The following is a 22805-nucleotide window of genomic DNA, read 5'->3' as shown; positions in this document are numbered from 1 at the left end:
CCATGGCCGAGTACGAGCACATCCTGGTCAAGCGCGACGACGCGACGGTGACGATCACGATGAACCGGGCCGCCCGCCGCAACTCCCTGTCCGAAGCCCACCTCGCCGAGCTGCTGGCGGCGTTCGAGGAGACGGCCACGACCGACGCGACGGGCGTCGTGCTGGCCGGCGCGGGCCCGGTGTTCTCGGCGGGGCACGACTTCGGTGACGTGGCGTCGCGGGACCTGGCGGGTGTGCGGCGCCTGTTGACCCTGTGCACCCGGCTGATGCGGACGATGGAGTCGGTGCCGCAGGTGGTGATCGCGCGGGTGCACGGACTGGCGACCGCGGCGGGGTGCCAGCTGGTCGCGTCGTGCGACCTGGCGGTCGCGGCGGCCTCCGCGGGCTTCGCGCTGCCCGGCGGCAAGGGCGGCTGGTTCTGCCATACGCCGGCGGTGCCGGTCGCGCGGGCGATCGGGCGCAAGCGGCTGATGGAGCTGGCGCTGACCGGGGACGTCATCGACGCGGCGACGGCCCTGGAGTGGGGCCTGGTGAACCGCGTGGTGCCGGACGAGGACCTGGACGCGGCGGTGGCCGACCTGCTGGCTAGGGCGACGCGTGGCAGCCGGGCCAGCAAGGCGCTCGGGAAGCAGACCCTGTACGCCCAGCTGGACCGCCCGGAGGCCGACGCGTACGCCATCGCGGTCGAGGTGATGGCGGCAGCGTCCCAAACGCCGGCGGCGCGGGAGGGGATGGCTTCCTTCCTGGAGAAGCGGAAGCCGGAGTGGCCCGAGTGAGGGATGCTCGGACTGCGCTGTTCGGGTGAACTGAAAATTCAACCACCACGTTCCGTCACGTCCGGAACGGCGCTCGTTCCCGCACTTCAGCGCTGCGGGAGACGCTCCCGGTCAAGATCCACTTCTGCCGGTTGGTCCACCTGAACGCTGTTACAACCCGGGGCACGCGGCGATTCAGGGTGCGACGCAAGCGGGACGGCCCGCTGCGCACGCACTCAAGGAACGCTCGTGACTCATCCGCCCTATGCCCAGCCCACGCCCGTGCAGCCGAAGAACGGCCTCGGCACCGCGGGTTTCGTCCTCGGACTCGTCGGCCTCGTGTTCGCCTTCATCCCGCTCGTCGGCGTTGTGGCGTGGCCGCTGGTCATCATCGGCCTGATCCTGTCGATCGTCGGCGTTTCCCGCGCCACCAAGGGCGCCGCGACGAACAAGGGGCTCGCCATCGCGGGCGTCGTGTGCTCGGCGGTCGGCCTGGTCATCTGCATCCTGTGGACCGCCGTGTTCGGCGCCGCGGTCGACAAGGTCAACGACTCGACCCCGACCAGTGGCGACCCGGCTGCGGCGGCGCACCAGATCCTGCTCGAGGTGACCACCGGGCAGCGGAGCAACCTCAACTGGACCAGCGGGCTCAGCGTGAACAACCAGGAGATCGTCGAGGCCGGGCAGACCTGGTCCAAAACCCTCGGCGTCGAGGAACTCGGATTCACCTCGGTCACGGTCACGCCGGTGACGACCGACATCAACGCCCAGCCGAACAGCTGCAAGATCACCGTGGACGGCAAGCCGGTCGCCGAGAACTCGAACCTCGTGGCCGCGATCTGCTCTTACACGGGCCACTGACGTGACCGAGACCGCGCCCAGAGACCTGACCGGACTCGGGCTGATGCGGCCCTGGAACTGGATCCACACCGCTCCCATCCAGGGCAGTCACCGGAACATCATCGAGGCCGACAGCCCTGAGGAGGCGGCGCGGCAAATCGCGCTGGAGCAGCTCTCGGTGCTGCACTCGATTCGCCGCATCCTCATGTGGGTACTGGTGATCATTCCTGTGGTGTCCGCCGCCCTCTACGTCGCGTTGGTGGTGCTGCTGACCGCGCAAGCCGGCTGACCCAGCCGGCCGGGCGCGGGGTCGCCGAGACGGGACCCCGCGTTCCACGGCCTGGGACCGGTTCCACGCGATCGGATGAAGCACCGCGCCCCGCGATTGACCGCGCCGACCCACCGCCAATAAGCACGACGACGTGATCCTCCGGCGGCGCGGACCGCAGTTGGCCCTCGTCGCCCTCGTGCAGGTGCTCGCCATGAGCCTCTGGTTCTCCGCGTCCACCGTGGTCCCGGCGCTCCGCGCGGAGTGGGGCCTCTCGCGGCAGGCGGGGATCCTCCTGACCATCACCGTGCAGCTCGGGTTCGCCACCGGCGCCGTCGTCTCCGCCGCGGTCAACCTCGCCGATCGCACGCGGCCGCAGGTCCTCGTCGCCGCGGGCAGTGCGCTTGGCGCGGCCGCCACGTTCGCGTTCCCGTCGGCCGGGGCCGCGGCGGCCGCCCCGCTCCGGTTCGTCACCGGGTTCGCCCTCGCGGCCGTCTACCCGGTCGGCATGAAGATCGTCGTCTCCTGGTTTCCGCGTCAGCGCGGGACCGCGCTCGGTGTGCTCGTCGGCGCGCTGACCCTCGGCTCCGCGCTGCCCAGCCTTCTCGGCGGCACCGGCCACTGGCGGACCGCCCTGCTCATCGCCGCGACACTGGCCCTCCTCGCCGCCCCGATCGCCCTCACCCTGGTCCGGCCAGGGCCGGACTGGCGCCCGTCGCCGCCATGGGAACCCCGCTACCTGCTCCGCATGGCAGGCGACCGGGCGCAACGCCTGGTCTGCCTCGGCTACTTCGGCCACATGTGGGAGCTGTACGCGCTGTGGGCCTGGCTGCCCAGTTACGTCGCGGCCGCGGGCGACGGCGACACCTTCGCCACCATCGGCGTCGCGGGCGTCGCCGGGGCGCTGCTCGGCGGCGTCCTCGCCGACCGATTCGGCCGCGCAGCAGTCACCACCGGCGCCATGCTCACCAGCGCCGCCTGCGGTCTGCTCTCCGTCGCGGCCTGGGGGACGCCCCTGCTCGCGCCGCTGCTGCTCGTGTGGGGCGCCGCCGTGATCGCCGACTCCGCGCAGTTCTCCGCGGCCCTGTCCGAGGTCGCCGACCCGCGTTACGCCGGCACCGCGCTCACCGCGATGACCGCCGCCGGGTTCGTCGTCAGCGCGATCACCATCCAGCTGCTCCCGCTGCTCGCCGACCTCACCGGCTGGCGCGACGCGGTCACGCTGCTGTCGGCCGGCCCGCTCCTCGGCGCCGTCGCGATGGTCAGCGTTCGTGCAGCAGCAGGAGCCCGTACGCCGCGATCGACTGGGCGTCCGTGATCTCCCCGCGTGCGATCATCTTCTCGAACTCGTCCCGGCTGAACCACGCCGTGCGCATGTCCTGTTCCTCGTGCTCGCGCTCGTGCGGGCCCTCGACCAGCTCCGTCGCCAGGTAGACCCGGCCGCGCTGGCTCGACATGCCCGGCGCGACGTCCAGCAGCCCGAGGTCGGTCAGCGAACCGGCCACCAGCCCGGTCTCCTCCCGCAGCTCCCGCGCCGCCAGCTCCAGCGGGTCCAGCTCGGCCAGCCCGGGCGCGGTGCCCTGCGGGAACTCCCAGCGCCGCAGGCCGAGCGGGTACCGGTACTGCTCGACCAGGTGCAGCCGGTCGCCGTCCAGCGGGACGACCAGCGCGTAGTCCGGCTTGTCGACGACGCCGTAGATGCCGGTCGAGCCGTCCGGGCGGCGGATGTCGTCCTCGCGCACCGTCATCCAGTTGTTCCGGTACACCTCGCGGGAGCCGAGCCGTTCGATGGGATCCACGCGACCAGTCTGCCGAAGCATCTTCTACCCTCGCCGGGTGCGTCTCGTGATCGCTCGTTGCCAAGTGGACTACGCCGGCCGTCTGACGGCCCACCTCCCGATGGCCACCCGGCTGCTGCTCATCAAGGCGGACGGCTCGGTGTCGGTGCACTCCGACGACCGCGCCTACAAGCCGCTGAACTGGATGAGCCCGCCGTGCTGGCTCATCGAGGACGGCGACGTCTGGACGGTGCAGAACAAGGCGGGCGAAAAGCTCGTCATCACCATCGAAGAGCGGATCGACGAGATCAGCCACGACCTGGGCGCCGAGCCGGGCCTGCAGAAGGACGGCGTCGAGGCGCACCTGCAGGAGCTGCTGGCCGAGCACATCACCACGCTCGGCGAGGGGTACACGCTGGTCCGCCGCGAGTACCCGACGGCGATCGGGCCGGTCGACATCCTGGCCCGCGACGCCGACGGCGGCTCGGTGGCGGTGGAGATCAAGCGCCGCGGGGAGATCGACGGCGTCGAGCAGCTGACCCGCTACCTGGAGTTGCTCAACCGCGACCCGCTGCTGGCGCCGGTGCAGGGCGTGTTCGCCGCGCAGCTGATCAAGCCGCAGGCGCGCACCCTGGCCGAGGACCGCGGCATCCGCTGCCTGACCCTGGACTACGACGCCCTCCGCGGCACCGAATCCGACGATCTCCGCCTGTTCTGAACACGCGGATCCGCCGCACCACGCCGGACGTGGTGCGGCGAATCCCCGTTCACATCAAAGGCTGTTGACGATCGCGCTGACCAGGTTGATCAGGCCGTAGACCAGGTCGTTCAGGCTCACCGGGGTCCTCCCTCGAAAATTGTCAACGGTGGTACGCCGCCGTACCCGGCGACCGCTGAATGCAATCGAAGGCGCATTGCCGCCGGGTAACGGGCGCTTTCCGCGGCGTTTCGCACCTCCCATGACGTGGATCACGATCACGATCGGGCGCCGAGTTGCGCCGGGTGACGCCGCGCTGTTGGGTTGTCACCGGTTTGATCTCGACACGGTCAAGGCGCGCCCGCTGGCGTGCACGGCTGGGATACCGCGTAGTAATGTGCGCTCGTCACTCGATCGTGGTGATTTTTGTTCGGAGATGTTGGACTCCCGGAGGTGGCATCGGTGCCCGTCCTAGCCGCAGCGAACCTGCGACTTGATGCGCACGCGATCGACTACGTGTTGCTCGCGTTCTACTTCGTGCTGGTGCTCGGCATCGGCTACCTGGCCCGGAAACAGGTGTCGAGCAGCATCGACTTCTTCCTGTCCGGCCGTTCCCTGCCCGCCTGGGTCACCGGGCTCGCCTTCATCTCCGCCAACCTCGGCGCCATCGAAGTGATGGGGATGTCGGCCAACGGCGCGCAGTACGGCCTGCCGACGGCCCACTACTTCTGGATCGGCGCGATCCCGGCGATGCTGTTCCTGGGCATCGTGATGATGCCGTTCTACTACGGGTCGAAGGTCCGCAGCGTGCCGGAGTTCATGCGGCGTCGCTTCGGCACCGGCGCCCACCTGACGAACGGCATCAGCTTCGCGCTGGCCCAGATCCTCATCGCGGGCGCGAACCTGTACCTGCTGGCCAGCGTGGTGAACCTGCTGCTGGGCTGGCCGATCTGGGTGTCGATCGTCGTCGCCGCCGTCATCGTGCTCGCCTACACCGCGCTCGGCGGCCTGTCCGCCGCGATCTACAACGAGGTGCTGCAGTTCTTCGTCATCGTCGCCGCGCTGGTGCCGCTGACGATCGTCGGCCTCTACAAGGTCGGCGGCTGGGACGGCCTGGTCGACAAGGTCACCGGCGGCCCCGGCGGCGCGGCCCAGCTGGAATCCTGGCCGGGCAACCAGCTCACCGGCTTCGGCAGCAACTTCCTGTCCGTGCTCGGCCTGGTGTTCGGTCTCGGGTTCGTGCTGTCCTTCGGTTACTGGACGACGAACTTCGTCGAGGTCCAGCGCGCGATGGCGTCGAAGAGCATGTCGGCGGCGCAGCGCACCCCGATCATCGGCGCGTTCCCGAAGATGCTGATCCCGTTCATCGTGATCATCCCGGGCATGATCGCCGCGGTCACCGTGACCGAGCTGCAGGGCGAGAACAAGCAGGCCCTGATCGACGGCGGCTCCGCGCCCAGCGGCGCGACCTTCAACGACGCGCTGTTGCTGCTGATGCGCGACCTGCTGCCCAACGGTGTCCTCGGGGTCGCCATCGCCGGTCTGCTGGCCTCCTTCATGGCCGGGATGGCGGCGAACCTGAGCTCGTTCAACACGGTGTTCACGTACGACATCTGGCAGGCCTACATCAAGAAGGACAAGCCGGACTCGTACTACCTGAACATGGGCCGCTGGGTCACCGCGGGCGCGACGATCCTGGCCATCGGCACGGCGGCCATCGCGTCGCAGTACTCGAACCTGATGGACTACCTGCAGCAGCTGTTCTCGTTCTTCAACGCGCCGCTGTTCGCCACGTTCATCCTCGGCATGTTCTGGAAGCGCATGACCCCGGCCGCGGCCTGGATCGGTCTGCTGTCCGGCACCGCGTCGGCCATCGTGGTGTTCCTGCTCGCCGAGACCGGCGTGTGGGACCTGCCCGGCCAGGGCGCCAGCTTCATCGGCGCCGGGGCGGCGTTCGTGGTCGACATCGCGGTCAGCGTGGCGGTCACCATGGTGACCAAGCCGCGCGAGGCCTCCGAGCTGACCGGCCTGGTCTACTCGCTGACCCCGCGGGAGTCGCTCAAGCGCTCCACCACCGGCGAGGACGCGGGCTGGTACCGCAACCCGGGCCTGCTCGCGGGCATTGTCCTGGTCCTCACGATCGCGCTGAACATCGCCTTCTAGGAGGTTGGCAGACATGGCTAGCGAAACCCCCGTGCGGACGCGCCGGGCAGGCGCGTTCGACATCCGGCTGATCATCGCGCTGCTGACCGGTGTCTACGGCGCGGTCCTGACGATCATGGGCATCGCGTTCACCGACGACGCCGAGCTGCAGAAGGCGGCGGGCGTGAACATCAACCTGTGGTCCGGCATCGGCATGCTGATCTTCACCGCCCTGTTCGTGCTGTGGGCCGTGCTGCGGCCGATCCGCGTCCCGGTGTCGGAAAGCGACGAGACCCCGGCCGAATAGGCAGGTTCGGAACATCCCGGCGAGGCCGGGCGGCTACGGTGCACCGCGTGCACCATGTCGCCCGGCCTCGCCGTTTCGTCCCCGTGGTCCTGCTCGCACTGACCGTTTCCGCGTGCGCCGGACCGGACCTCGGCAAGCAGAACTTCCCGCGCACGACCGTCACGCAGACCAGCGCCGCCACCGGTCCGGTCGACGACGCCGCGGTCAGCATGGACGCGCTGCGCACCGTCGACCCGTGCGGGGTGCTGCAGGGCGACACCGTCACCGGCGTCGGCACGCCGGTCGAGGACAGCCTCCACTCGACCGGGCTGGACGGCTGCGCCGTCGAGGTCACCGACGCGGGAGGCAAGGAGGCCCGGCTGAGCCTCACGATGGGGGAGACGCTCCTGCTGTCCTCCACGACCCCGGTCGGCACCGTCGAAGGCCTGCCGATCGTCGAGAGCGACCTGGACGACCCGGACACCGCCGAGAACGAAGGCTGCGTGGTCACCGCGGTCACCTCCGAGACGCCGGCCATCGGCATCTCCGTCCAGGTCACCTACCAGGGCGGGGACGCCTGCGGCACCGGGCTGACCGTCATCCGCGAGGTCGTCGCCGAGATGCACGGCTCGCCGCCCCGGATGACCCGCGCGGCGAACTCGGCCGTGCCGCTCGACCCGTGCGCGCTGGTGGACGACACCGTCGCCACCGAGGTCCTCGGCCGCAGCACCGAGAAGCGGCCCGGCGGCCTACACGAGTGCCACTGGTCGGGCGGCAACGCCACCGGCTACCTGCGGATCTCCGAGGCCGTCGAGCCATCCGACGGCGACGACGGCACGCGGGTCGACCTGGGCGGCGGGATCACCGGCTACCAGGAGAAACGGACCACGGCGGGCAACAGCTGCACCATCGCGTGGACCCACTTGCGGACCGGCGACGGCGAGGGCGAGGTCGTGAAGTTCGAGTACGACAACTTCCACGACGACGCCGCCGGGGACGACTCGTGCGGGAAAGCACGGCGCATCGTCGACACGATCCTGCCCAAGCTGCCCAAGTCCTGATAGGAAAGGGGCGACGACGGAGTCAGGAGGCGGGCATGAAGAAGATCATCAACGATCCGGCCGACGTGGTCACCGAGTCGCTGCGCGGGCTGGCCGCCGCGCACGCGGACATCCTGCGTGTTCAGGAGGACCCGAACGTGGTCGTGCGTGCCGACGCGCCGGTGGACGGCAAGGTCGCGGTGATTTCCGGCGGCGGGTCCGGGCACGAGCCGCTGCACGGCGGGTTCGTCGGCCTCGGCATGCTCGACGCGGCGGTGCCCGGCGCGGTGTTCACCTCGCCGACGCCGGACGCGGTGCAGGCCGCCATCAGCGCGACCACCGGCGCGGCAGGCGCCCTGCTGATCGTCAAGAACTACACCGGTGACGTGCTGAACTTCGAGACCGCGGGCGAGCTGGCCGCGGCGGAGGACCTGGACGTGCGCAGCGTGGTGATCGACGACGACGTCGCGGTCGCCGATTCGACCTACACCGCGGGACGCCGGGGCGTCGGCGGCACGGTGCTGCTGGAGAAGATCGCCGGCGCCGCGGCCGAGCGGGGCGACTCGCTGGACGCAGTGGAAGCGCTGGCGCGCAAGGTCATCGGCCAGGTCCGGTCGATCGGGGTCGCGCTCACCGCGCCGACCGTGCCGCACGTCGGCGAGCCCAGTTTCGACCTCGGCGCCGACGAGATCGAGTTCGGCATCGGCATCCACGGCGAGCCGGGCCGCGAGCGGATCAAGGCCGAGCCCGCCGACGAGCTGGTGGCGCGCATGGTCGGGGCGCTCGTCGAGGACCTGCCGTTCACCGAGGGCGACCGGGTGCTGCTGTTCACCAACTCGATGGGCGCCACCCCGCTGGTCGAGCTGTACCTCGCGCACGGCATCGCCGAGCGGCTGCTGGCCGATCGCGGCATCATGGTCGAACGCCGGCTGGTGGGCCCCTACATCACCAGCCTGGAGATGCAGGGCATCAGCCTGACCCTGCTGAAGCTCGACGACGAGCTGACCGAACTGTGGGACGCGCCGGTGAACACCGCCGCACTGCGCTGGAAGGCCTGAGGACATGGGATGCACGCCGGAGGGCGTCGCGAACGCGTTGCGCGGCGCCGCGGCCGTGATCGCCGAGCACCGCGCCGAGCTGATCGAACTCGACCGGGCGATCGGGGACGGTGACCACGGCGAGAACATGAACCGCGGGTTCCAGGCCGTGGTGGCCGCGCTGGACAACGCCCTGCCGGAGACGCCGGGCGGGGTGCTCAAGCTCGCGGCGACGACGCTGATCTCGAAGGTCGGCGGCGCGGCGGGGCCGTTGTACGGCACGGCTTTCCTGCGGGCGTCGACGGTGGTGTCGAACCAGCCGGAGCTGGGCGCGGCGGAGGTCGTGGCCGCGTTGCGGGCGGGACTGGAAGGCGTGCAGGCGCGCGGCAAGGCGGTCGAGGGCGACAAGACGATGGTCGACGCGCTGCTGCCCGCGGTCGCGGCGGCGGAGAAGGCGGGCGGCGGGGACGTCGCGGCGGTCCTGTCGGCGGCCGCCGAGGGCGCGGCCACCGGCGCCGAGTCCACTGTGGACCTCGTCGCGCGGAAGGGCAGGGCGTCCTACCTCGGCGAGCGCAGCGCTGGACACCTCGACCCGGGTGCGCGCTCGACGGCGCTGCTGCTCGCCGCGTTCGCCGAGGCGGCCCGATGAGCGTCGGCCTGGTGCTGGTGTCGCACAGCGCGAAACTCGCCGAAGGGGTCGCCGAGGTCGCCGCGCAGATGGCGCCCGACGTGACGATCGTGCCCGCGGGCGGGCTGCCCGGCGGCGGGATCGGCACGGACTACGACTCGGTGGTGGCGGCGGTGCAGCGCGCCGATTCCGGGTCCGGGGTCGTGCTGCTGTACGACCTGGGCAGCGCGCAGATGACCGCGGAGCTCGCGGTCGAATCGCTGGCCGACCCGACCGCCGTCGTGGTGGCGGACGCGCCGCTGGTGGAGGGCACGGTCGCGGCGGCGGTGGCGGCCCAGAACGGAGCCGACCGGGCCGGGGTGCTGGACGCCGCCGCGGCGGCCGCCGCGCCCCCGGAGCTGGGCACGCCGGCGGAGCAGGCCACGGACTGCGTGGAGCTGACGCTGACCAACGAGGTGGGCCTGCACGCCCGCCCCGCAGCGGTGCTGGCGCGCAGCCTGGCCGCGCTGGAGGCCGAGGTGAGCGTGCGGCTGGGCGACCAGGAGGCCGACGCGCACAGCGTGCTGGCGCTGATGGCGCTCGGCGCACGGAAGGGCGACCGGATCGAGGTGTGTGCGGGCGGCCCCCAGGCGGCCGAGGCGCTGCGCGTGGTGCAGGACCTGGTGGAGGACAACTTCGGCGACCCCGCCTGACGGTTCGCCGGTCGTTTCGCCGCTGGGCCGCACGCGGCCCTCGCGGCGCCGCCACCTGCTCCTGACCGCGGCGCCGCTGTCCTGACCGCGAGCCCCGCGCTGCCGGCCGTGCCGCGCTGGCGGTCGCGAGCGCGGCGCTCGCGGTCTCGAGCCATGCGTCCCTGGCCCGCGAGCCCGCGCCGCTGGTCGCAGTTCTGCACTCGCCGCCGCGAGTCCCACGCTCACCGCCGCGAGTCCCACGCTCTGGCGCGCGAGTTCTATGCTCCGGCGCGCGAGTCCCACCGCTCATGGCGCGAGTCCGACGCTCCTGGCCGCCTGTTCTGCACTCGCCACCGCAAGTCCCACCTTCACGATCGGCACCCGCATCCGGCCGGACTGCGCTCCGCGTCCACCCCGCCGCCCGTCTTCCGGTACCAAGCCGAGCGGCGGTGGAACTCGCGCGGGTGCACCTGATTCGATACACCTCCCGTCCGGTCGCCGCGCGTGGCACCATCGAGGGCTACCGACGAGTAACCCGGAGGCCGCTATGGCGCGGACGATCGAAACGGCAGGCGTGGTCGGGCTCGGCACGATGGGCTCCGGGATCGCGGAGGTCCTGGCCCGCAGCGGCATCCGGGTGATCGGCGTCGAGGTGGACTCCGAGGCGGTGGAGCGCGCCCGCGGGCACGTCGAGCAGTCCACGGCCCGCGCGCTCACCGGCGGCAAGCTCGACGAGGACGACCGCGCGGCTCTGCTGGCCCGCATCACCTACACCACGTCGCTGACCGAGCTCGCCGAAGCCGACCTGGTCATCGAGGCCGTCCCGGAGAGCCTCGACCTCAAGGCCGAGGTGTTCGCCCAGTTGGACAAGATCGTCGGACCCGGCGCGGTCCTCGCGTCGAACACGTCGTCCCTGTCGGTCACCGAGATCGGCGTGCACACCTCGCGCCCGGGCAAGGTCGTCGGGATGCACTTCTTCAACCCGGCGCCCGTGCTCAGGCTGGTCGAGATCGTCCGGACCGTCGTCACCGAGCCGGACGTGATCGCCGACGTCACCGGGTTCGCCGAGCGCCTCGGCAAGACGCCGGTCGTCATCGGCGACCGCGCGGGGTTCATCGCCAACGCCCTGCTGTTCGGCTACCTGAACCACGCGGTGCGGATGTTCGAGCAGCGCTACGCCACGCGCGAGGACCTCGACGCGGCGATGCGCCTCGGCTGCGGGTACCCGATGGGCCCGCTCGCGCTGCTCGACCTGATCGGGCTGGACACCGCCTACGAGATCCTCGAGTCGATGTACCGGCAGTCGCGCAACCGCCTGCACGCGCCCGCGCCGCTGCTCAAGCAGATGATCACCGCGGGCCTGCTCGGCCGGAAGTCCGGTCGCGGGTTCTACACCTACGAGGGCCCGGACTCACCGGTCGTCGTCGACTCGGCGCCCGGCGTCGCACCCGTGGACCCCGGTGAGGTGCGGGCGGTGCGGGCGGTCGGCGTGATCGGCACCGGCACGATGGCGACCGGGATCGCGGAGGTGTTCGCCAAGCGCGGGTACGACGTCGTGCTCCGCGCCCGCACCACCGAGAAGGCCGAGGCCGCGGTGGCGCGGATCGCGAAGTCGGTGAACCGGGCGGTGTCGAAGGGCAAGCTGTCCGAGGCCGACGGCGCCGCCGCGCTGGCCAGGATCACGCCGGTCGCCGGCTTCGACGCGCTGTCCGATGTGGACCTGGTGGTCGAGGCGGTGGCCGAGGACCTCGCGGTCAAGCAGGAGGTGTTCGCCGCACTGGACGCGGTCGCGAAGCCTGGCGCGATCCTCGCGACGACGACCTCGTCGCTGCCGGTGATCGAGTGCGCGGCCGCGACCGAGCGCCCCGGGGACGTGGTCGGGCTGCACTTCTTCAACCCGGCGCCGGTGATGAAGCTGGTCGAGGTGGTGCGCACGATCGCCACCGCACCCGACGTGGTGGCCACCGCGCACGCGGTCTGCGCGGCGATCGGCAAGCACCCGGTGCACTGCGGCGACCGGGCCGGCTTCATCGTGAACGCGCTGCTCTTCCCGTACCTGAACGACGCGGTGAAGATGCTCGAGGCGCACTACGCGCAGGCCGCGGACATCGACACCGCGATGAAGGTCGGGTGCGGGCTGCCGATGGGCCCGTTCGAGCTGCTGGACGTCGTCGGGCTCGACGTGTCGCTGGCGATCCAGCGGACCTTGTTCAACGAGTTCCGCGAGGAGGGCTTCGCGCCCGCGCCGCTGCTGGAGCACCTCGTCACCGCCGGGCGGCTGGGCCGCAAGACGGGGAAGGGGTTCGCGGACTACACCGCTCAGTGACCGCAGCCGCAGGCGCCGCCGCAGCAACCGCCGCCCGCGGGCGCGCCCGCGGCGGAACCGGTCAGCGCGACGGTGGTGAGCAGCTTGACCGTGTCCGTGTGGCCCTCGGGGCAGGTCGCGGGCGCGCTCGACTCGCTCATCGGCCGGTTCACCTCGAAGGTGCCGGTGCATTCGCGACAGCGGTAGGCGTAGGTCGGCATGTGGTCATTATCGGGCAAGGCGTGCGCACGGAGCCACTTTCCTGCCAAGCTGACCATGTGGAGCTGCCAACGCTGTCCGGCCAGGGGCATCTCGCCGAGGTGGTGCCGTCGGTCCTCGCGACGCTGGGTGTGCCCGGTTGCGTCGACACGCTCGGCCTGCCCGATGCCGCCGGCGTCTGTGTGTTGCTGATCGACGGTCTGGGTTCGGAGCTGCTGCGCGCGCACGCCGACGACGCGCCGGTGCTGACCGAGCTGGCGAAGGCGACGCTGACGGTCGGCTGCCCGTCGACGACGGTCGCCGGGCTGGCCGCGATCGGGACCGGAGTCGCGTCGGGGGAGCACGGCATGGCGGGGTACACGTTCGAGGTGCCCGGTTGCGGTGTGCTCAACGCCCTGCGCTGGCGCGAGCACCCCGGTGGCGGCGAGCTGGACCTGCGGCCAGAGGACGTCCAGCCGTTGCCCACGACGTTCGAGCGGGCGGCCGCCGCGGGCGTCGAGGCGGTGGTGGTGGCCGAGGCGAAGTTCGCGAACTCGCCGCTGACGCGGGCGGTGCAGCGCGGCGCGGAGTACCGCGGCGTGTACGCGATGGGCGACCTGGCCGCGGAGACGCTGCGCGCCCTGCGCGAGTCGCCTGGCTTCTGCTACGCCTACCACGGCCAGCTGGACGAGCTCGGCCACCGGTACGGCCCGGGTTCGCCGGCGTGGGTGATGCAGCTGAAGCAGGTCGACCGGCTCGTCGAGTTGCTTGTGGACGGTCTGCCGCCCGGCCGGGTGCTGGCCGTGGTGGCCGACCACGGGATGGTCGCGCTGGGCGCCAACGTGATCGACATCGACGTGACGCCGGAGTTGCGGTCCGGGGTGCGGGCGTTCGGCGGGGACCCGCGGGTGCGGCACGTGTACACCGAGCCCGGGGCGACGGAGGACGTGCTGGCCACGTGGCGCTCGGTGCTGGGTCCGCGGGCGTGGGTGACGCGCCGGGACGAGGCGATCGCGGCGGGCTGGCTGGGGCCACGCGTGAGCGACCGGGTGCGCCCCCGCTTCGGCGACGTGATAGCCGCCGCCCGGGACGACTTCGGGATGCTGCGGCGCACCGCCGAGCCGCTGGAGTCGAAACTGATCGGCCAACACGGCTCCATGACGCCCGCCGAGCAACTGGTCCCGCTGGCGATCGCGCACCGCTGAGCCGCCGGGGGCGGGGTTCGCCGGCCAGTCGCCCACGGTCGTGGCGCTGGGCGCCTGGCCCCGCTGGCGATGGCGCACGGTGGGGGCGTTGACGGTGGGTGCCGTTGGCGGGTTACTCACCGGTGGGCTTCTGAACGGCTGGTGCCGCTGGCGATCGCGCACCGGCGGGGCGCTGAACGCCTGGCCCGCTGGCGATTGTGCACGGTGGAGGGGGGTGGGCGACTGGTTCCCGTTGGCGATCGCGCACCGCTGAGCCGCCGGGGGCGGGGGTTCGCCGGCCGGTCGCCCAGGGTTGTGGCGCTGGGCGCCTGGCCCCGCTGGCGATTGTGCACGGTGGGGGCGTTGGGCGGTGGGTGCCGTTGGCGGGTTACTCACCGGTGGGCTTCTGAACGGCTGGTGCCGCTGGCGGTTGCGCACCGGCGGGGCGCCGAGCGCCTGGCCCGCTGGCGATTGTGCACGGTGGAGGGGGGTGGGCGACTGGTTCCCGTTGGCGATCGCGCACCGCTGAGCCGCCGGGGGCGGGGGTTCGCCGGCCGGTCGCCCACGGTTGTAGCGCTGGGCGGCTGGTCCCGCTCGCGGTTGCGCGCTGTTCAGGGGCCGAGGGACTGGCCCCGCTGGTGATGGCGCACGGTGGGGGCGCTGGGCGGCGGGTGCCGTTGGCGGTTGCGCGCCGGCGGGGCGATGAGTGCTTGGCCCCGCTGGCGGTTACTCACCGGTGGGCTCTGAACGGCTGGTGCCGCTGGCCGTCGCCACCGGCGGGGCGCTGAGCGCCTGACCCGCCGGCGGTCACCGAGCGAGCGGCTCCGCCCCGCCCACCTGGCCCGATCACGACTGACAGGAGCCCGGGCGGAACCGGCGCCTCAGCGGTGGGCAATCGCCAGGAGAGCGAGGCGCGATGCTTCAACGGCGCGCACGGCCCGGTCGGCCGGATTCCCCTTGCCGTGGAATCCCGGCGGCTGGATTTCCGCCAAGCGGGGAGCCGCCTGCCGCCGTCGAACTCCTGTCGGCCGTGTGCCTCGGGCGTGGAATTTCGGGGCTGAGCCGTTCGATGCGGAATCCCCGCCGGCTCAGGGCTTCGGCCGGCGCAGGCCGTCGAGCAGCACGGTGAGCAGCCGCTCGGCCGTCTCGTCGTTGCCTTCCGCGGCCACGCCCACCCCGTGCCCGAGCAGGAGCAGGTCGCGCGGTCGCACGTCGTCGCGGATGGCGCCACTTTCCTGCGCCCGGCTGAGCAGCACCGCGGCGGCGTCGTTGATCAGCGTCTTGCACACGGCGAAGGTCTCGGAATCCCGGTCCATCGCCGCCTTCAGCGTGGCCGCCAGCCCGCGCTTGTGCAGCACGAACGCGACCTGCTCGCGCATCCACAGCTCCAGCGCCTCCGCCGGCTCGTGCTCCTCCAGCAACCGGTGCGCGGCGGAGCTCAGCCGCTCGATGTCGTCGCGGTAGACGGCTTCGATGAGCGTCTCCCTGGTCGGGAAGTGCCGGTAGAGGGTGCCCGCGCCCACGCAGGCCCGGCGCGCGATGTCGTCCAGCGGGGCGTCCGGTCCGTGCTCCCGGAACGCCTCGCGCGCCGTGACCAGGATCCGTTCGTAGTTGCGCCGCGCGTCAGCCCGCATCGGCCGCGGTGCCGTCATGCGCCTCACCCCAAAACCGGACACATTCTCCGGATACCCTTGCGCAACCGGAGACGTTCTCCATATGCTAGCTCCATTGAAGCGGAGAGTCCGTCCGCTTCTGTCGTCCTCTTCGATGGAGACTTCTTGTCCGAGACAACGCTGCCCGCGTCCGGCACGGCTGTCGCCGCGACCGCGGCGCGGCCACGCCCCGGCGTGGTGCTGGCAACCCTGCTCACCTGCCAGCTGATGATCGTCCTCGACATCACCGTCATGAACGTCGCGCTGCCCCGGATCCAGGCTGACCTCGGGTTCACCGCGGCCTCGCTGAGCTGGGTGATGTCGAGCTACACCCTCGTATTCGGCGGTCTGCTGCTGCTCGGCGGACGCGCCGGCGACCTCTTCGGCCGCAAGCGGATGTTCGTCGGCGGCGTGCTGCTGTTCACCGTCGCCTCACTCGCCGGCGGTCTGGCCGGATCGGCCGAGTGGCTGATCGTGGCGCGGATCGCGCAGGGCCTCGGCGCCGCCGCCGCGGGGCCGAGCACGCTGGCCCTGCTCACCACGACCATCACCGAAGCCCGCGCCCGGCTGCGCGCGCTCGCCCTGTTCTCCGGCATGTCCAGCGCCGGGTTCGCGGTCGGCCTCATCCTCGGCGGGCTGCTCACCGAGTGGCTGTCGTGGCGGGCGGTGCTGTTCATCAACGTGCCGTTCGGACTGGTGGTGGCCGCATTGGCGGCCCGGTTCGTGGTGGAGCCGCCGCGGCAGCGGGCACGGCTCGACCTGCCCGGCGCGGTGACCGGGACGGTGGGCGTGGCGGCCCTCGTCTACGGCTTCATCCGCGCCGCCGAGGCGGGCTGGTCGGACACGCTGACGTTGGTCTCGCTGATCGTCGGGCTGGTGCTGCTCGGCGCGTTCCTCGCCGTCGAGGTCCGCACCGCCGAACCGCTGCTGCCGCTGCGGTTGTTCGCCGACCGCAATCGCGCCGCCGCCTACGCCAACTTCTTCCTCGGCCCGATGGCCGGCATGTCGATGTTCTTCTTCCTCACCCAGTACCTGCAGGACGTGCGGGGCATGAACGCGCTCGGCACCGGGTTCGCGTTCCTGCCGATGGCGCTGCTGGTGTTCGCGCTGAGCCGGGCCATCCCGCGGCTGCTGCCCCGGTTCGGGCCCAAGCCGGTCGCGATCGCCGGGACGCTGTCGATGATCGCCGGGGTGAGCTGGCTGACGCAGCTGGGAACCGGCACCGCCTACCTGACCGGTGTGCTCGGCCCGATGGTCCTCATGGGACTGGGCATGGGACTGGCCTTCTCACCGCTCAACGTGATCATCATGGGCAGCGTCCCGGCGCGGGACGCCGGCGCCGCGGGCGGTGTGCTGCAGACGATGCAGCAGACCGGTGCGACCCTCGGCCTCGCCATCCTGGTCACCATCTTCGGCACGGCCACGCGCACCGCGACCGGCTCGCCGCACGACGTGCTGGTTACTGGGATGACGGCCGCGTTCATCGGCTCGGTGGTGATCGCGTGCCTCACCTTCGTGGTGGCACTCACCTTCCGCCGCGACGCGGACCGCGCCGCGTAGGCGTTACCGTGGCCGGGTGCCCCGCCGCAACCGACCACACCGTGGCCGCCCCGACGCCGACCGCGCCGGGGCGGCTCCCGGTTGGGCGCACGCCGAGTCCGGTCCGGACGGTGACTGGCTGGTGCGCAGCGTCCCGGGCAGCCAGGCGACCAAGGTGTACCGCTGCCCCGGGTGCGACCACGAGATCCAGCCCGGCGTGCCGCACGTGGTGGCCTGGCCCGCCGACGAGCTCGGCTCGGTGGCCGATCGCAGGCACTGGCACCGCGCCTGCTGGGACGCGCGCGGCCGCCGCGGCCCGACGCGCAAGCGTTTCTAGGCCCGCCGCGCGTCTTCAGGCTTCGGGAGCTTCCGGAAGTGGCGGGAGACGGCGCCGTCGTAGAAGGTTTCGGTGTAGGCGGTGAACCCCAGCCGCTCCGCGACGCGCAGTGACGGCTCGTTGGCGATGTTCACGCTGATTTGCACCGGAAACTGCGGCAGCTCCCGCTCCGCCCAGTCGACCACCGCCCGCGCCATCTCGGTCGCGTAGCCGCGACCCCACGCCTCGGGCCGGAAGCGGTAGTAGAGGTTCAGCAGCCGGGCGCCGCCGAACTCCAGGTGCTGCAGCCCGCCGATGCCCGCGACCCCACCGGTGGCGAGCGACACCACCGCGAGGTAGCCGAACCCGTGGGCCTTCCAGTGCTCGAGCCAGGCCGTGAGCTTGACCTCGGTCTCCTCCTCGCCGGGCGGCGCGGGGTGGTAGCGGTTGGTCCGCGGGTCGGTTTGGATCTCGACGACGTCGTCCCGGTCCTCCGGGCCCAGTGGCCGCAGCAACAGGCGGTCAGTGCGGATCTCCCGCCACTCGACGCTCACAGGGCGACGGTAGCGCGCCGGTCCAGCACAATCTCGGTATGGCTGATCTTCCCCTGGTCCTCCTCCACGCCTTCCCGGTGGACGCCCGCATGTGGAACCCCGTCCGCGGCGGTCTGACCACCCGGCACCGGCTGATCACGCCCGACCAGCGGGGCCTCGGGCGGACGCCGCTGCCCGGGTCCGACCGCGAGCCCAGCCTCGACGACGCCGCCCGGGACGTGGTCGCCCTGCTCGACAAGCTCGAACTGGAGCAGGTCGTGCTCGGCGGCTGCTCCATGGGCGGCTACGTGACCATGGCCGTGCTGCGCGCCGCGCCCGAGCGCGTCGCCGGGCTGGTCCTCATCGACACGAAGGCGACCGCGGACGCGCCGGAGGCGGCCCAGGCCCGGCGGGACCTCGCGCAGCGCGCGGAGTCGGAGGGCGTGACCGGCTGGCTCGCCGAGGCCATGCTGCCGAACGTGCTCAGCGCCGAGACCCGCGAGACCCGCCCGGACGTGGTCGAGACGGTGCGCGACCTCATCGACAGCCAGCCCCCGGCGGGTGTGGCATGGGCAGCCCGCGCGATGGCCGACCGGCCGGACTCCACCGCGCTGCTGGCCGCCACCGACGTGCCCGCCCTGGTGATCGTGGGCGAGGACGACGGACTCACCCCACCCGACGGCGCCCAGGCGATGGCCGAGACGCTGCCCAGCGGCGAACTGGTGGTCGTGCCCCAGGCCGGGCACCTCACGCCGCTGGAAGCGCCGGCCATGGTCACCGAGGCGATCCTGGGCTGGTGGCCCTTCGTGTGAAGGTGCTCGGCGGAGGTTCGCGTCGCCTTTGCCGATCACGGGGAAGTCGGCCGGCTGCTGGGGAGTCGTGTCCGTCGGCCGCCGGGCTCACAGCGCTGGGGGTGCCGGTGGTGGTCGCCGGGTTGGGCTGAGGCCCTTCGAGTGAGGGCGTCGGGTGTGGGCGCGTTGCCCTTGCCGGTGACGGGTAGTCCGCTGGCTGTTGCGTGGTCGTGCCCTGACGGCTGTCATCTGACGGCGGTGGAGGCGCTGGCCATGGTCACCGAGGCGATCCTGGGCCGGTGGCCCTTCATGTGGATCCTGGGCTGGTGGCCCTTCGTGTGAAGGTGCTCGGTCGTGTTCGCCGCGTTCGCAGGTTGCGGGGAGAGTCGGCTGGTTGATGCGGGGCAGTCGTGTCCGATGGCGGCCACCTCGCGGCCCGGGAGGCGCCGGTCATGGTCATGGAGGTGATCTTGGGCTGGTGGCCCTTCGCGTGACGGTGTTCGGCCGAGATGCGCGCTGCGTCGCCGGGCAGCGCGCTGGGGGAGAGTCGCTGCCCACCGCGGACCGTCGCGCGCACGGTGCCGCCGGGCGGCAGCGCGCAAGCCACCCGGCGCCGGAACGCCCCCTGCGCGTCCCAGCCCGCCTCGAGCGGCTCGCTGATCCGGCGACCAGCACCCACCCGGCTAATTCAGTTGAGAAACATCAACGAACTCCTCCAGGGCCCCGGCGTCGCCGAGTACCTCGACCTCTTCGGGGCCCTTCCGGCGCCACAACAGCAGCAACAGGTCCGACGCCGTCCCGCGCACCGCCGTCGTGGCCTTGCGGTGCTCGCCCGTCACCGACCAGCCCGCGGCGGACGGCCGGACCAGCCACTCGCCCGGACCGTCCGTCGCGTGCAGGTGCACGCCCGCCCGGAAGCCGGCCGGCGGGGCGTCCGGGAGGAAGAACCGCAGGAACTCGTCGATCCCGTCCACCGCGAGCTCCCGCTCGATCGGTTCGTCCCGCCCCGCCGCCGACAGCGCGTCCCAGCAGTGCACCGCCGTCTCCTGGGCCATCCGGCGCTGGATGAACCCCGCGTCCTTCCGCTCCGCCCACGTCCACCTGGGCTCGGCCGGATCGAGCGCAGCCAAGGCGCCGGCCAGCGCCTCGACACCCTCGGCGAACCACGTCACCAGCTCGTCGTCCGCCGGCCGCGGCGGTTCCCGGTAGTCGTCCGGCCCGGGAACCGCTCCGGACGCGATCTGCCGCCAGAACCAGTGGACCTCGCCGGTGTGCCAGACCAGCTCGGCCACGTCCCAGCCCGGGCACGCCGCCACCGGCGCACGCAGGTCTCGCACCGCTTCCGCCAAGCGGCCGCCGTCCCTGCGCAACGCCGTGAGGTACCCGGACTTCTCCATGCCCGGAAAGCTAGCGGGACCCACCGACAGTTTTGAATCGCCGCAGGTCAGCCTGCGCTTCCGGCAACCTGTCCGGGAAGCGGCGCGCGATCGCGAACCGCCAGCACACCCCGAACAGGTCGCGCAGCCGCAGCCAGGGCGCCAGCTCGTCCGGATCCGGCGCGCCGGGGTACGCGGCGACCGCGGCGCGGCCGTCCAGCCGCGTGGTCAGCGCCAGGCATGCCAGGTCCCAGAGGACCGGCCCGGCCCAGGTGTCCTCGAAGTCGACCCAGCGCGGCCCGCTCGCCGTGGCCAGCAGGTTCCCCGGGTGCGCGTCGCCGTGCAGAGCCTGCGCCCGGCCGTCCGGCAGCGCCGCCTCCAGGGCGTCGACCTCATCCGCCAGCTCCACCGGCAGGTCGAACCGCGCGATCCAGGACCGGGCCTCCGCCAGCGGCCCCGGCGCGTCCAGCGGATCGCGGAAATCCCGCAGCGCGGCGTGCAGTTCGGCCAGCGACCAGGCCACCTCGCCGGGCGCGAAGACGTGATCCGGGTCGTGACGTGTGAAACGCCACAATGTGACCGGAAGACCGTTCGCGACGTGCGGACCTGGGCTTTCGAACGGCGGCACGACCGGTGCGTCCCGCATCTCGAGGAACGACGAGAGTGCCACTTCGCGCGCCAGCGACTGGAGCACCCCAGGCCGCGCGACCAGCGTCGTCCCGGGCACCCTCGCCACGACCGCACCCAGCCTCACCAGCACGTTCGACCGCGTGGCCAGCACTTCCGGGTGCTCGGTGGGCAACCGGAACCGCTGCCCGACCTCGACCGCGGCCGCCACGGCGGCGGTCGTGTGGCGGTCTTCCATGGCGTGATCTTCCCAGCCGGTGCGCACCTGTGTCGGGGGCGAGGGATACGATCCGGACTGGTCGCGTCGCCGCGGCCGCTGACACACCGAAGAGGATCTTGGAGGCAGGAGTGACAGCCGTAGCCCCGCAGCCGATTGTCACGCGTCCGTACCCGGCGCGACAGGAGGCCAAGGGTTCGTTGCTGCTGCGGTTGTTCCGCACGACGGACCACAAGCAGATCGGCATCATGTACCTGGTCACGTCGTTCGCCTTCTTCATGGTGGGCGGCGCGATGGCGATGCTGATCCGCACCGAGCTGGCGCGCCCAGGGCAGCAGTTCCTGTCGCAGGAGCAGTACAACCAGCTGTTCACCATGCACGGCACGATCATGCTGCTGCTGTACGCGACCCCGATCCTGTTCGGTTTCGCGAACTTCGTCATGCCGCTGCAGATCGGTTCGCCGGACGTGGCGTTCCCGCGGCTGAACGCCTTCTCCTACTGGCTGTACCTGTTCGGCGGCATCATCACCGTCTCCGGCTTCCTGACCCCGGGGGGCGCCGCCGACTTCGGCTGGTTCGCCTACACCCCGCTGTCGGACGCCATCCACTCGCCGGGCATCGGCGCGGACATGTGGATCGCCGGCCTCGCGGTCTCCGGTCTGGGCACCATCCTCGGCGCGGTCAACATGGTCACCACGATCGTGTGCCTCCGCGCGCCCGGCATGACCATGTTCCGGATGCCGATCTTCACCTGGAACATCCTGGTCACCAGCATCCTGGTGCTGCTCGCCTTCCCGATCCTCACCGCGGCGCTGATGGGCCTGATGGCCGACCGGCACATCGGGGCGCACGTGTTCGACCCGGCCAACGGCGGCGTGATCCTCTGGCAGCACCTGTTCTGGTTCTTCGGGCACCCCGAGGTGTACATCGTCGCGCTGCCGTTCTTCGGCATCGTCTCCGAGATCATCCCGGTGTTCTCGCGCAAGCCGATCTTCGGCTACAAGGGCCTGGTCTTCGCGACGCTGGGCATCGCGGCGCTGTCGGTCGCGGTGTGGGCGCACCACATGTACGCCACCGGCGCCGTGCTGCTGCCGTTCTTCTCCTTCATGACCTTCCTGATCGCGGTCCCGACCGGTGTCAAGTTCTTCAACTGGATCGGCACCATGTGGAAGGGCCAGCTGAGCTTCGAGACGCCGATGATCTTCTCGGTCGGCTTCCTCGTGACCTTCCTCTTCGGTGGTCTGACCGGCATCCTGCTGGCCGCCCCGGCCATCGACTTCCACGTGTCCGACAGCTACTTCGTGGTGGCGCACTTCCACTACGTGCTCTACGGCACGATCGTGTTCGCGACCTTCGCAGGCATCTACTTCTGGTTCCCGAAGATCACCGGGCGGATGCTGGACGAGAAGCTGGGCAAGCTGCACTTCTGGACCACGTTCCTCGGCTTCCACGGCACCTTCCTGGTGCAGCACTGGCTGGGCGCCGAGGGCATGCCGCGCCGCTACGCCGACTACCTGGCCAGCGACGGCTTCACCACGCTGAACACGATCTCGACCATCGGCGCCTACATCCTGGGCGCGTCGACCCTGCCGTTCATCTACAACGTGTTCAAGAGCTACCGCTACGGCGAGCTCGTCACGGTGGATGACCCGTGGGGCTACGGCAACTCGCTGGAGTGGGCCACCTCGTGCCCGCCGCCGCGGCACAACTTCACCGAGCTGCCCCGGATCCGGTCCGAGCGCCCGGCGTTCGAGCTGCACTACCCGCACATGGTCGAGCGGATGCACCACGAGGGTGAGATCGGCTTCTTCGGCAAGCCGAAGGTCCACGCCGGGGTCAAGGCCCCGTCGCAGGCCCTCACCGACGCGGTCATCCCGGGCGACCACGACAAGGACAACGCGAGCGAGCAGTGATCCGCGGCGTCC

Annotated in this window: 24 protein-coding genes; 17 read left to right on the top strand and 7 right to left on the bottom strand. The window is 71.5% G+C overall.

Annotation, left to right across the window (positions count from 1 at the left end; translation table 11 throughout):
* Window positions 1-2 precede the first annotated feature (2 nt).
* The 4 genes from ACCP09_RS33340 (at window position 3) to ACCP09_RS33325 (ending at window position 3181) form a co-directional block, all read left to right on the top strand.
* On the top strand, window positions 3-776 hold the full coding sequence (locus ACCP09_RS33340; protein WP_123683622.1) for an enoyl-CoA hydratase-related protein: 774 nt from the start codon (window positions 3-5) through the stop codon (window positions 774-776).
* A gap of 228 nt (window positions 777-1004) precedes the next feature.
* Window positions 1005-1616, top strand: a complete 612-nt coding sequence (locus ACCP09_RS33335) for a DUF4190 domain-containing protein (RefSeq protein ID WP_431901654.1) — start codon at window positions 1005-1007, stop codon at window positions 1614-1616.
* Window position 1617: 1 nt separating this feature from the next.
* Entirely contained in the window at window positions 1618-1884 is a 267-nt protein-coding gene (locus ACCP09_RS33330; protein ID WP_378334390.1) for a hypothetical protein, read from the top strand.
* Window positions 1885-2017: 133 nt separating this feature from the next.
* On the top strand, window positions 2018-3181 hold the full coding sequence (locus ACCP09_RS33325) for an MFS transporter (protein ID WP_027932017.1): 1164 nt from the start codon (window positions 2018-2020) through the stop codon (window positions 3179-3181).
* On the opposite strand, the gene ACCP09_RS33320 is transcribed toward ACCP09_RS33325, so the two are convergent.
* On the bottom strand, window positions 3126-3653 hold the full coding sequence (locus ACCP09_RS33320) for an NUDIX domain-containing protein (RefSeq protein WP_209440873.1): 528 nt from the start codon (window positions 3651-3653) through the stop codon (window positions 3126-3128). The genes ACCP09_RS33325 and ACCP09_RS33320 overlap by 56 nt on opposite strands.
* 46 nt (window positions 3654-3699) lie before the next feature.
* Here ACCP09_RS33320 and nucS point away from each other — a divergent pair, with 46 nt between their 5' ends.
* The gene (gene nucS, locus ACCP09_RS33315) at window positions 3700-4359 is read left to right on the top strand and encodes an endonuclease NucS (RefSeq protein WP_026153883.1); all 660 of its coding nucleotides are present in this window, start codon (window positions 3700-3702) and stop codon (window positions 4357-4359) included.
* 54 nt (window positions 4360-4413) lie between these two features.
* Here the strand turns inward: nucS and ACCP09_RS33310 are convergent, their stop codons facing one another.
* Window positions 4414-4614 carry a hypothetical protein gene (locus ACCP09_RS33310; RefSeq protein ID WP_157360635.1) on the bottom strand — a complete coding sequence of 67 codons (201 nt, stop codon included), beginning with the start codon at window positions 4612-4614 and terminating at the stop codon, window positions 4414-4416.
* Window positions 4615-4800: 186 nt separating this feature from the next.
* On the opposite strand from ACCP09_RS33310, the gene ACCP09_RS33305 reads away from it, so the two are divergent.
* From ACCP09_RS33305 to ACCP09_RS33275, 7 genes are all read left to right on the top strand, one after another.
* Window positions 4801-6501 carry a sodium:solute symporter family protein gene (locus ACCP09_RS33305; protein WP_123683619.1) on the top strand — a complete coding sequence of 567 codons (1701 nt, stop codon included), beginning with the start codon at window positions 4801-4803 and terminating at the stop codon, window positions 6499-6501.
* Between the two features lie 13 nt (window positions 6502-6514).
* Complete coding sequence (locus ACCP09_RS33300) at window positions 6515-6787, top strand: hypothetical protein (protein WP_027932014.1); 273 nt, start codon at window positions 6515-6517, stop codon at window positions 6785-6787.
* Window positions 6788-6834: 47 nt separating this feature from the next.
* Entirely contained in the window at window positions 6835-7827 is a 993-nt protein-coding gene (locus ACCP09_RS33295; protein WP_378364093.1) for a DUF3558 domain-containing protein, read from the top strand.
* A gap of 35 nt (window positions 7828-7862) precedes the next feature.
* Complete coding sequence (gene dhaK / locus ACCP09_RS33290; RefSeq protein WP_027932012.1) at window positions 7863-8864, top strand: dihydroxyacetone kinase subunit DhaK; 1002 nt, start codon at window positions 7863-7865, stop codon at window positions 8862-8864.
* 4 nt (window positions 8865-8868) lie between these two features.
* Window positions 8869-9492 carry a dihydroxyacetone kinase subunit DhaL gene (dhaL, locus tag ACCP09_RS33285; RefSeq protein ID WP_027932011.1) on the top strand — a complete coding sequence of 208 codons (624 nt, stop codon included), beginning with the start codon at window positions 8869-8871 and terminating at the stop codon, window positions 9490-9492.
* The gene (gene dhaM / locus ACCP09_RS33280) at window positions 9489-10163 is read left to right on the top strand and encodes a dihydroxyacetone kinase phosphoryl donor subunit DhaM (protein WP_400984662.1); all 675 of its coding nucleotides are present in this window, start codon (window positions 9489-9491) and stop codon (window positions 10161-10163) included. Before dhaL ends, dhaM begins: the two co-directional genes overlap by 4 nt.
* Before the next feature lie 526 nt (window positions 10164-10689).
* Window positions 10690-12468: a 3-hydroxyacyl-CoA dehydrogenase family protein gene (locus tag ACCP09_RS33275; RefSeq protein WP_433752716.1), complete on the top strand. Its 1779-nt coding sequence runs from the start codon at window positions 10690-10692 to the stop codon at window positions 12466-12468.
* On the opposite strand, the gene ACCP09_RS33270 is transcribed toward ACCP09_RS33275, so the two are convergent.
* On the bottom strand, window positions 12462-12668 hold the full coding sequence (locus ACCP09_RS33270) for an FmdB family zinc ribbon protein (protein ID WP_017987344.1): 207 nt from the start codon (window positions 12666-12668) through the stop codon (window positions 12462-12464). The genes ACCP09_RS33275 and ACCP09_RS33270 overlap by 7 nt on opposite strands.
* A gap of 57 nt (window positions 12669-12725) precedes the next feature.
* Here ACCP09_RS33270 and ACCP09_RS33265 point away from each other — a divergent pair, with 57 nt between their 5' ends.
* Complete coding sequence (locus ACCP09_RS33265; protein WP_433752714.1) at window positions 12726-13850, top strand: alkaline phosphatase family protein; 1125 nt, start codon at window positions 12726-12728, stop codon at window positions 13848-13850.
* 1067 nt (window positions 13851-14917) lie between these two features.
* Here the strand turns inward: ACCP09_RS33265 and ACCP09_RS33260 are convergent.
* The gene (locus ACCP09_RS33260; RefSeq protein WP_027932007.1) at window positions 14918-15481 is read right to left on the bottom strand and encodes a TetR/AcrR family transcriptional regulator; all 564 of its coding nucleotides are present in this window, start codon (window positions 15479-15481) and stop codon (window positions 14918-14920) included.
* Between the two features lie 126 nt (window positions 15482-15607).
* Here ACCP09_RS33260 and ACCP09_RS33255 point away from each other — a divergent pair, with 126 nt between their 5' ends.
* Complete coding sequence (locus ACCP09_RS33255; RefSeq protein WP_433752712.1) at window positions 15608-17041, top strand: MFS transporter; 1434 nt, start codon at window positions 15608-15610, stop codon at window positions 17039-17041.
* Between the two features lie 16 nt (window positions 17042-17057).
* Window positions 17058-17357, top strand: coding sequence for a hypothetical protein (locus ACCP09_RS33250; RefSeq protein ID WP_017987348.1), 300 nt, complete (start codon window positions 17058-17060; stop codon window positions 17355-17357).
* Here the strand turns inward: ACCP09_RS33250 and ACCP09_RS33245 are convergent.
* Window positions 17354-17890 carry a GNAT family N-acetyltransferase gene (locus tag ACCP09_RS33245; RefSeq protein ID WP_433752710.1) on the bottom strand — a complete coding sequence of 179 codons (537 nt, stop codon included), beginning with the start codon at window positions 17888-17890 and terminating at the stop codon, window positions 17354-17356. The two genes, ACCP09_RS33250 and ACCP09_RS33245, sit on opposite strands and share 4 nt — an antisense overlap.
* A gap of 38 nt (window positions 17891-17928) precedes the next feature.
* Between ACCP09_RS33245 and ACCP09_RS33240 the strand changes: the two genes are divergently transcribed.
* The gene (locus ACCP09_RS33240; RefSeq protein WP_378334397.1) at window positions 17929-18681 is read left to right on the top strand and encodes an alpha/beta fold hydrolase; all 753 of its coding nucleotides are present in this window, start codon (window positions 17929-17931) and stop codon (window positions 18679-18681) included.
* A gap of 662 nt (window positions 18682-19343) precedes the next feature.
* On the opposite strand, the gene ACCP09_RS33235 is transcribed toward ACCP09_RS33240, so the two are convergent.
* Together ACCP09_RS33235 and ACCP09_RS33230 are read right to left on the bottom strand one after the other, a co-directional pair.
* The gene (locus ACCP09_RS33235; protein WP_433752708.1) at window positions 19344-20057 is read right to left on the bottom strand and encodes a maleylpyruvate isomerase family mycothiol-dependent enzyme; all 714 of its coding nucleotides are present in this window, start codon (window positions 20055-20057) and stop codon (window positions 19344-19346) included.
* A 10-nt stretch (window positions 20058-20067) separates the two neighbouring features.
* The gene (locus ACCP09_RS33230) at window positions 20068-20901 is read right to left on the bottom strand and encodes an aminoglycoside phosphotransferase family protein (protein ID WP_167499010.1); all 834 of its coding nucleotides are present in this window, start codon (window positions 20899-20901) and stop codon (window positions 20068-20070) included.
* A gap of 110 nt (window positions 20902-21011) precedes the next feature.
* Between ACCP09_RS33230 and ctaD the strand changes: the two genes are divergently transcribed.
* Complete coding sequence (gene ctaD, locus ACCP09_RS33225; protein WP_027932001.1) at window positions 21012-22793, top strand: aa3-type cytochrome oxidase subunit I; 1782 nt, start codon at window positions 21012-21014, stop codon at window positions 22791-22793.
* Window positions 22794-22805 lie beyond the last annotated feature (12 nt).

The organism is Amycolatopsis sp. 3B14 (genome assembly GCF_050958625.1).
Taxonomy (GTDB): domain Bacteria; phylum Actinomycetota; class Actinomycetes; order Mycobacteriales; family Pseudonocardiaceae; genus Amycolatopsis_E; species Amycolatopsis_E thermoflava.
Note: the sequence above shows the minus strand (reverse complement) of the source record. Positions and strands in the feature narration are given on the sequence as shown.

What these genes read in the sequence shown, in the direction of transcription:
- ACCP09_RS33340 (WP_123683622.1), top strand. Translation starts at nt 3, where the DNA reads ATGGCCGAGTACGAGCACATCCTGGTCAAGCGCGACGACGCGACGGTG.
- ACCP09_RS33300 (WP_027932014.1), top strand. Translation starts at nt 6,515, where the DNA reads ATGGCTAGCGAAACCCCCGTGCGGACGCGCCGGGCAGGCGCGTTCGAC.
- dhaK (WP_027932012.1), top strand. Translation starts at nt 7,863, where the DNA reads ATGAAGAAGATCATCAACGATCCGGCCGACGTGGTCACCGAGTCGCTG.
- dhaL (WP_027932011.1), top strand. Translation starts at nt 8,869, where the DNA reads ATGGGATGCACGCCGGAGGGCGTCGCGAACGCGTTGCGCGGCGCCGCG.
- dhaM (WP_400984662.1), top strand. Translation starts at nt 9,489, where the DNA reads ATGAGCGTCGGCCTGGTGCTGGTGTCGCACAGCGCGAAACTCGCCGAA.
- ACCP09_RS33275 (WP_433752716.1), top strand. Translation starts at nt 10,690, where the DNA reads ATGGCGCGGACGATCGAAACGGCAGGCGTGGTCGGGCTCGGCACGATG.
- ACCP09_RS33270 (WP_017987344.1), bottom strand. Translation starts at nt 12,668, where the DNA reads ATGCCGACCTACGCCTACCGCTGTCGCGAATGCACCGGCACCTTCGAG.
- ACCP09_RS33260 (WP_027932007.1), bottom strand. Translation starts at nt 15,481, where the DNA reads ATGACGGCACCGCGGCCGATGCGGGCTGACGCGCGGCGCAACTACGAA.
- ACCP09_RS33240 (WP_378334397.1), top strand. Translation starts at nt 17,929, where the DNA reads ATGGCTGATCTTCCCCTGGTCCTCCTCCACGCCTTCCCGGTGGACGCC.
- ACCP09_RS33235 (WP_433752708.1), bottom strand. Translation starts at nt 20,057, where the DNA reads ATGGAGAAGTCCGGGTACCTCACGGCGTTGCGCAGGGACGGCGGCCGC.
- ACCP09_RS33230 (WP_167499010.1), bottom strand. Translation starts at nt 20,901, where the DNA reads ATGGAAGACCGCCACACGACCGCCGCCGTGGCGGCCGCGGTCGAGGTC.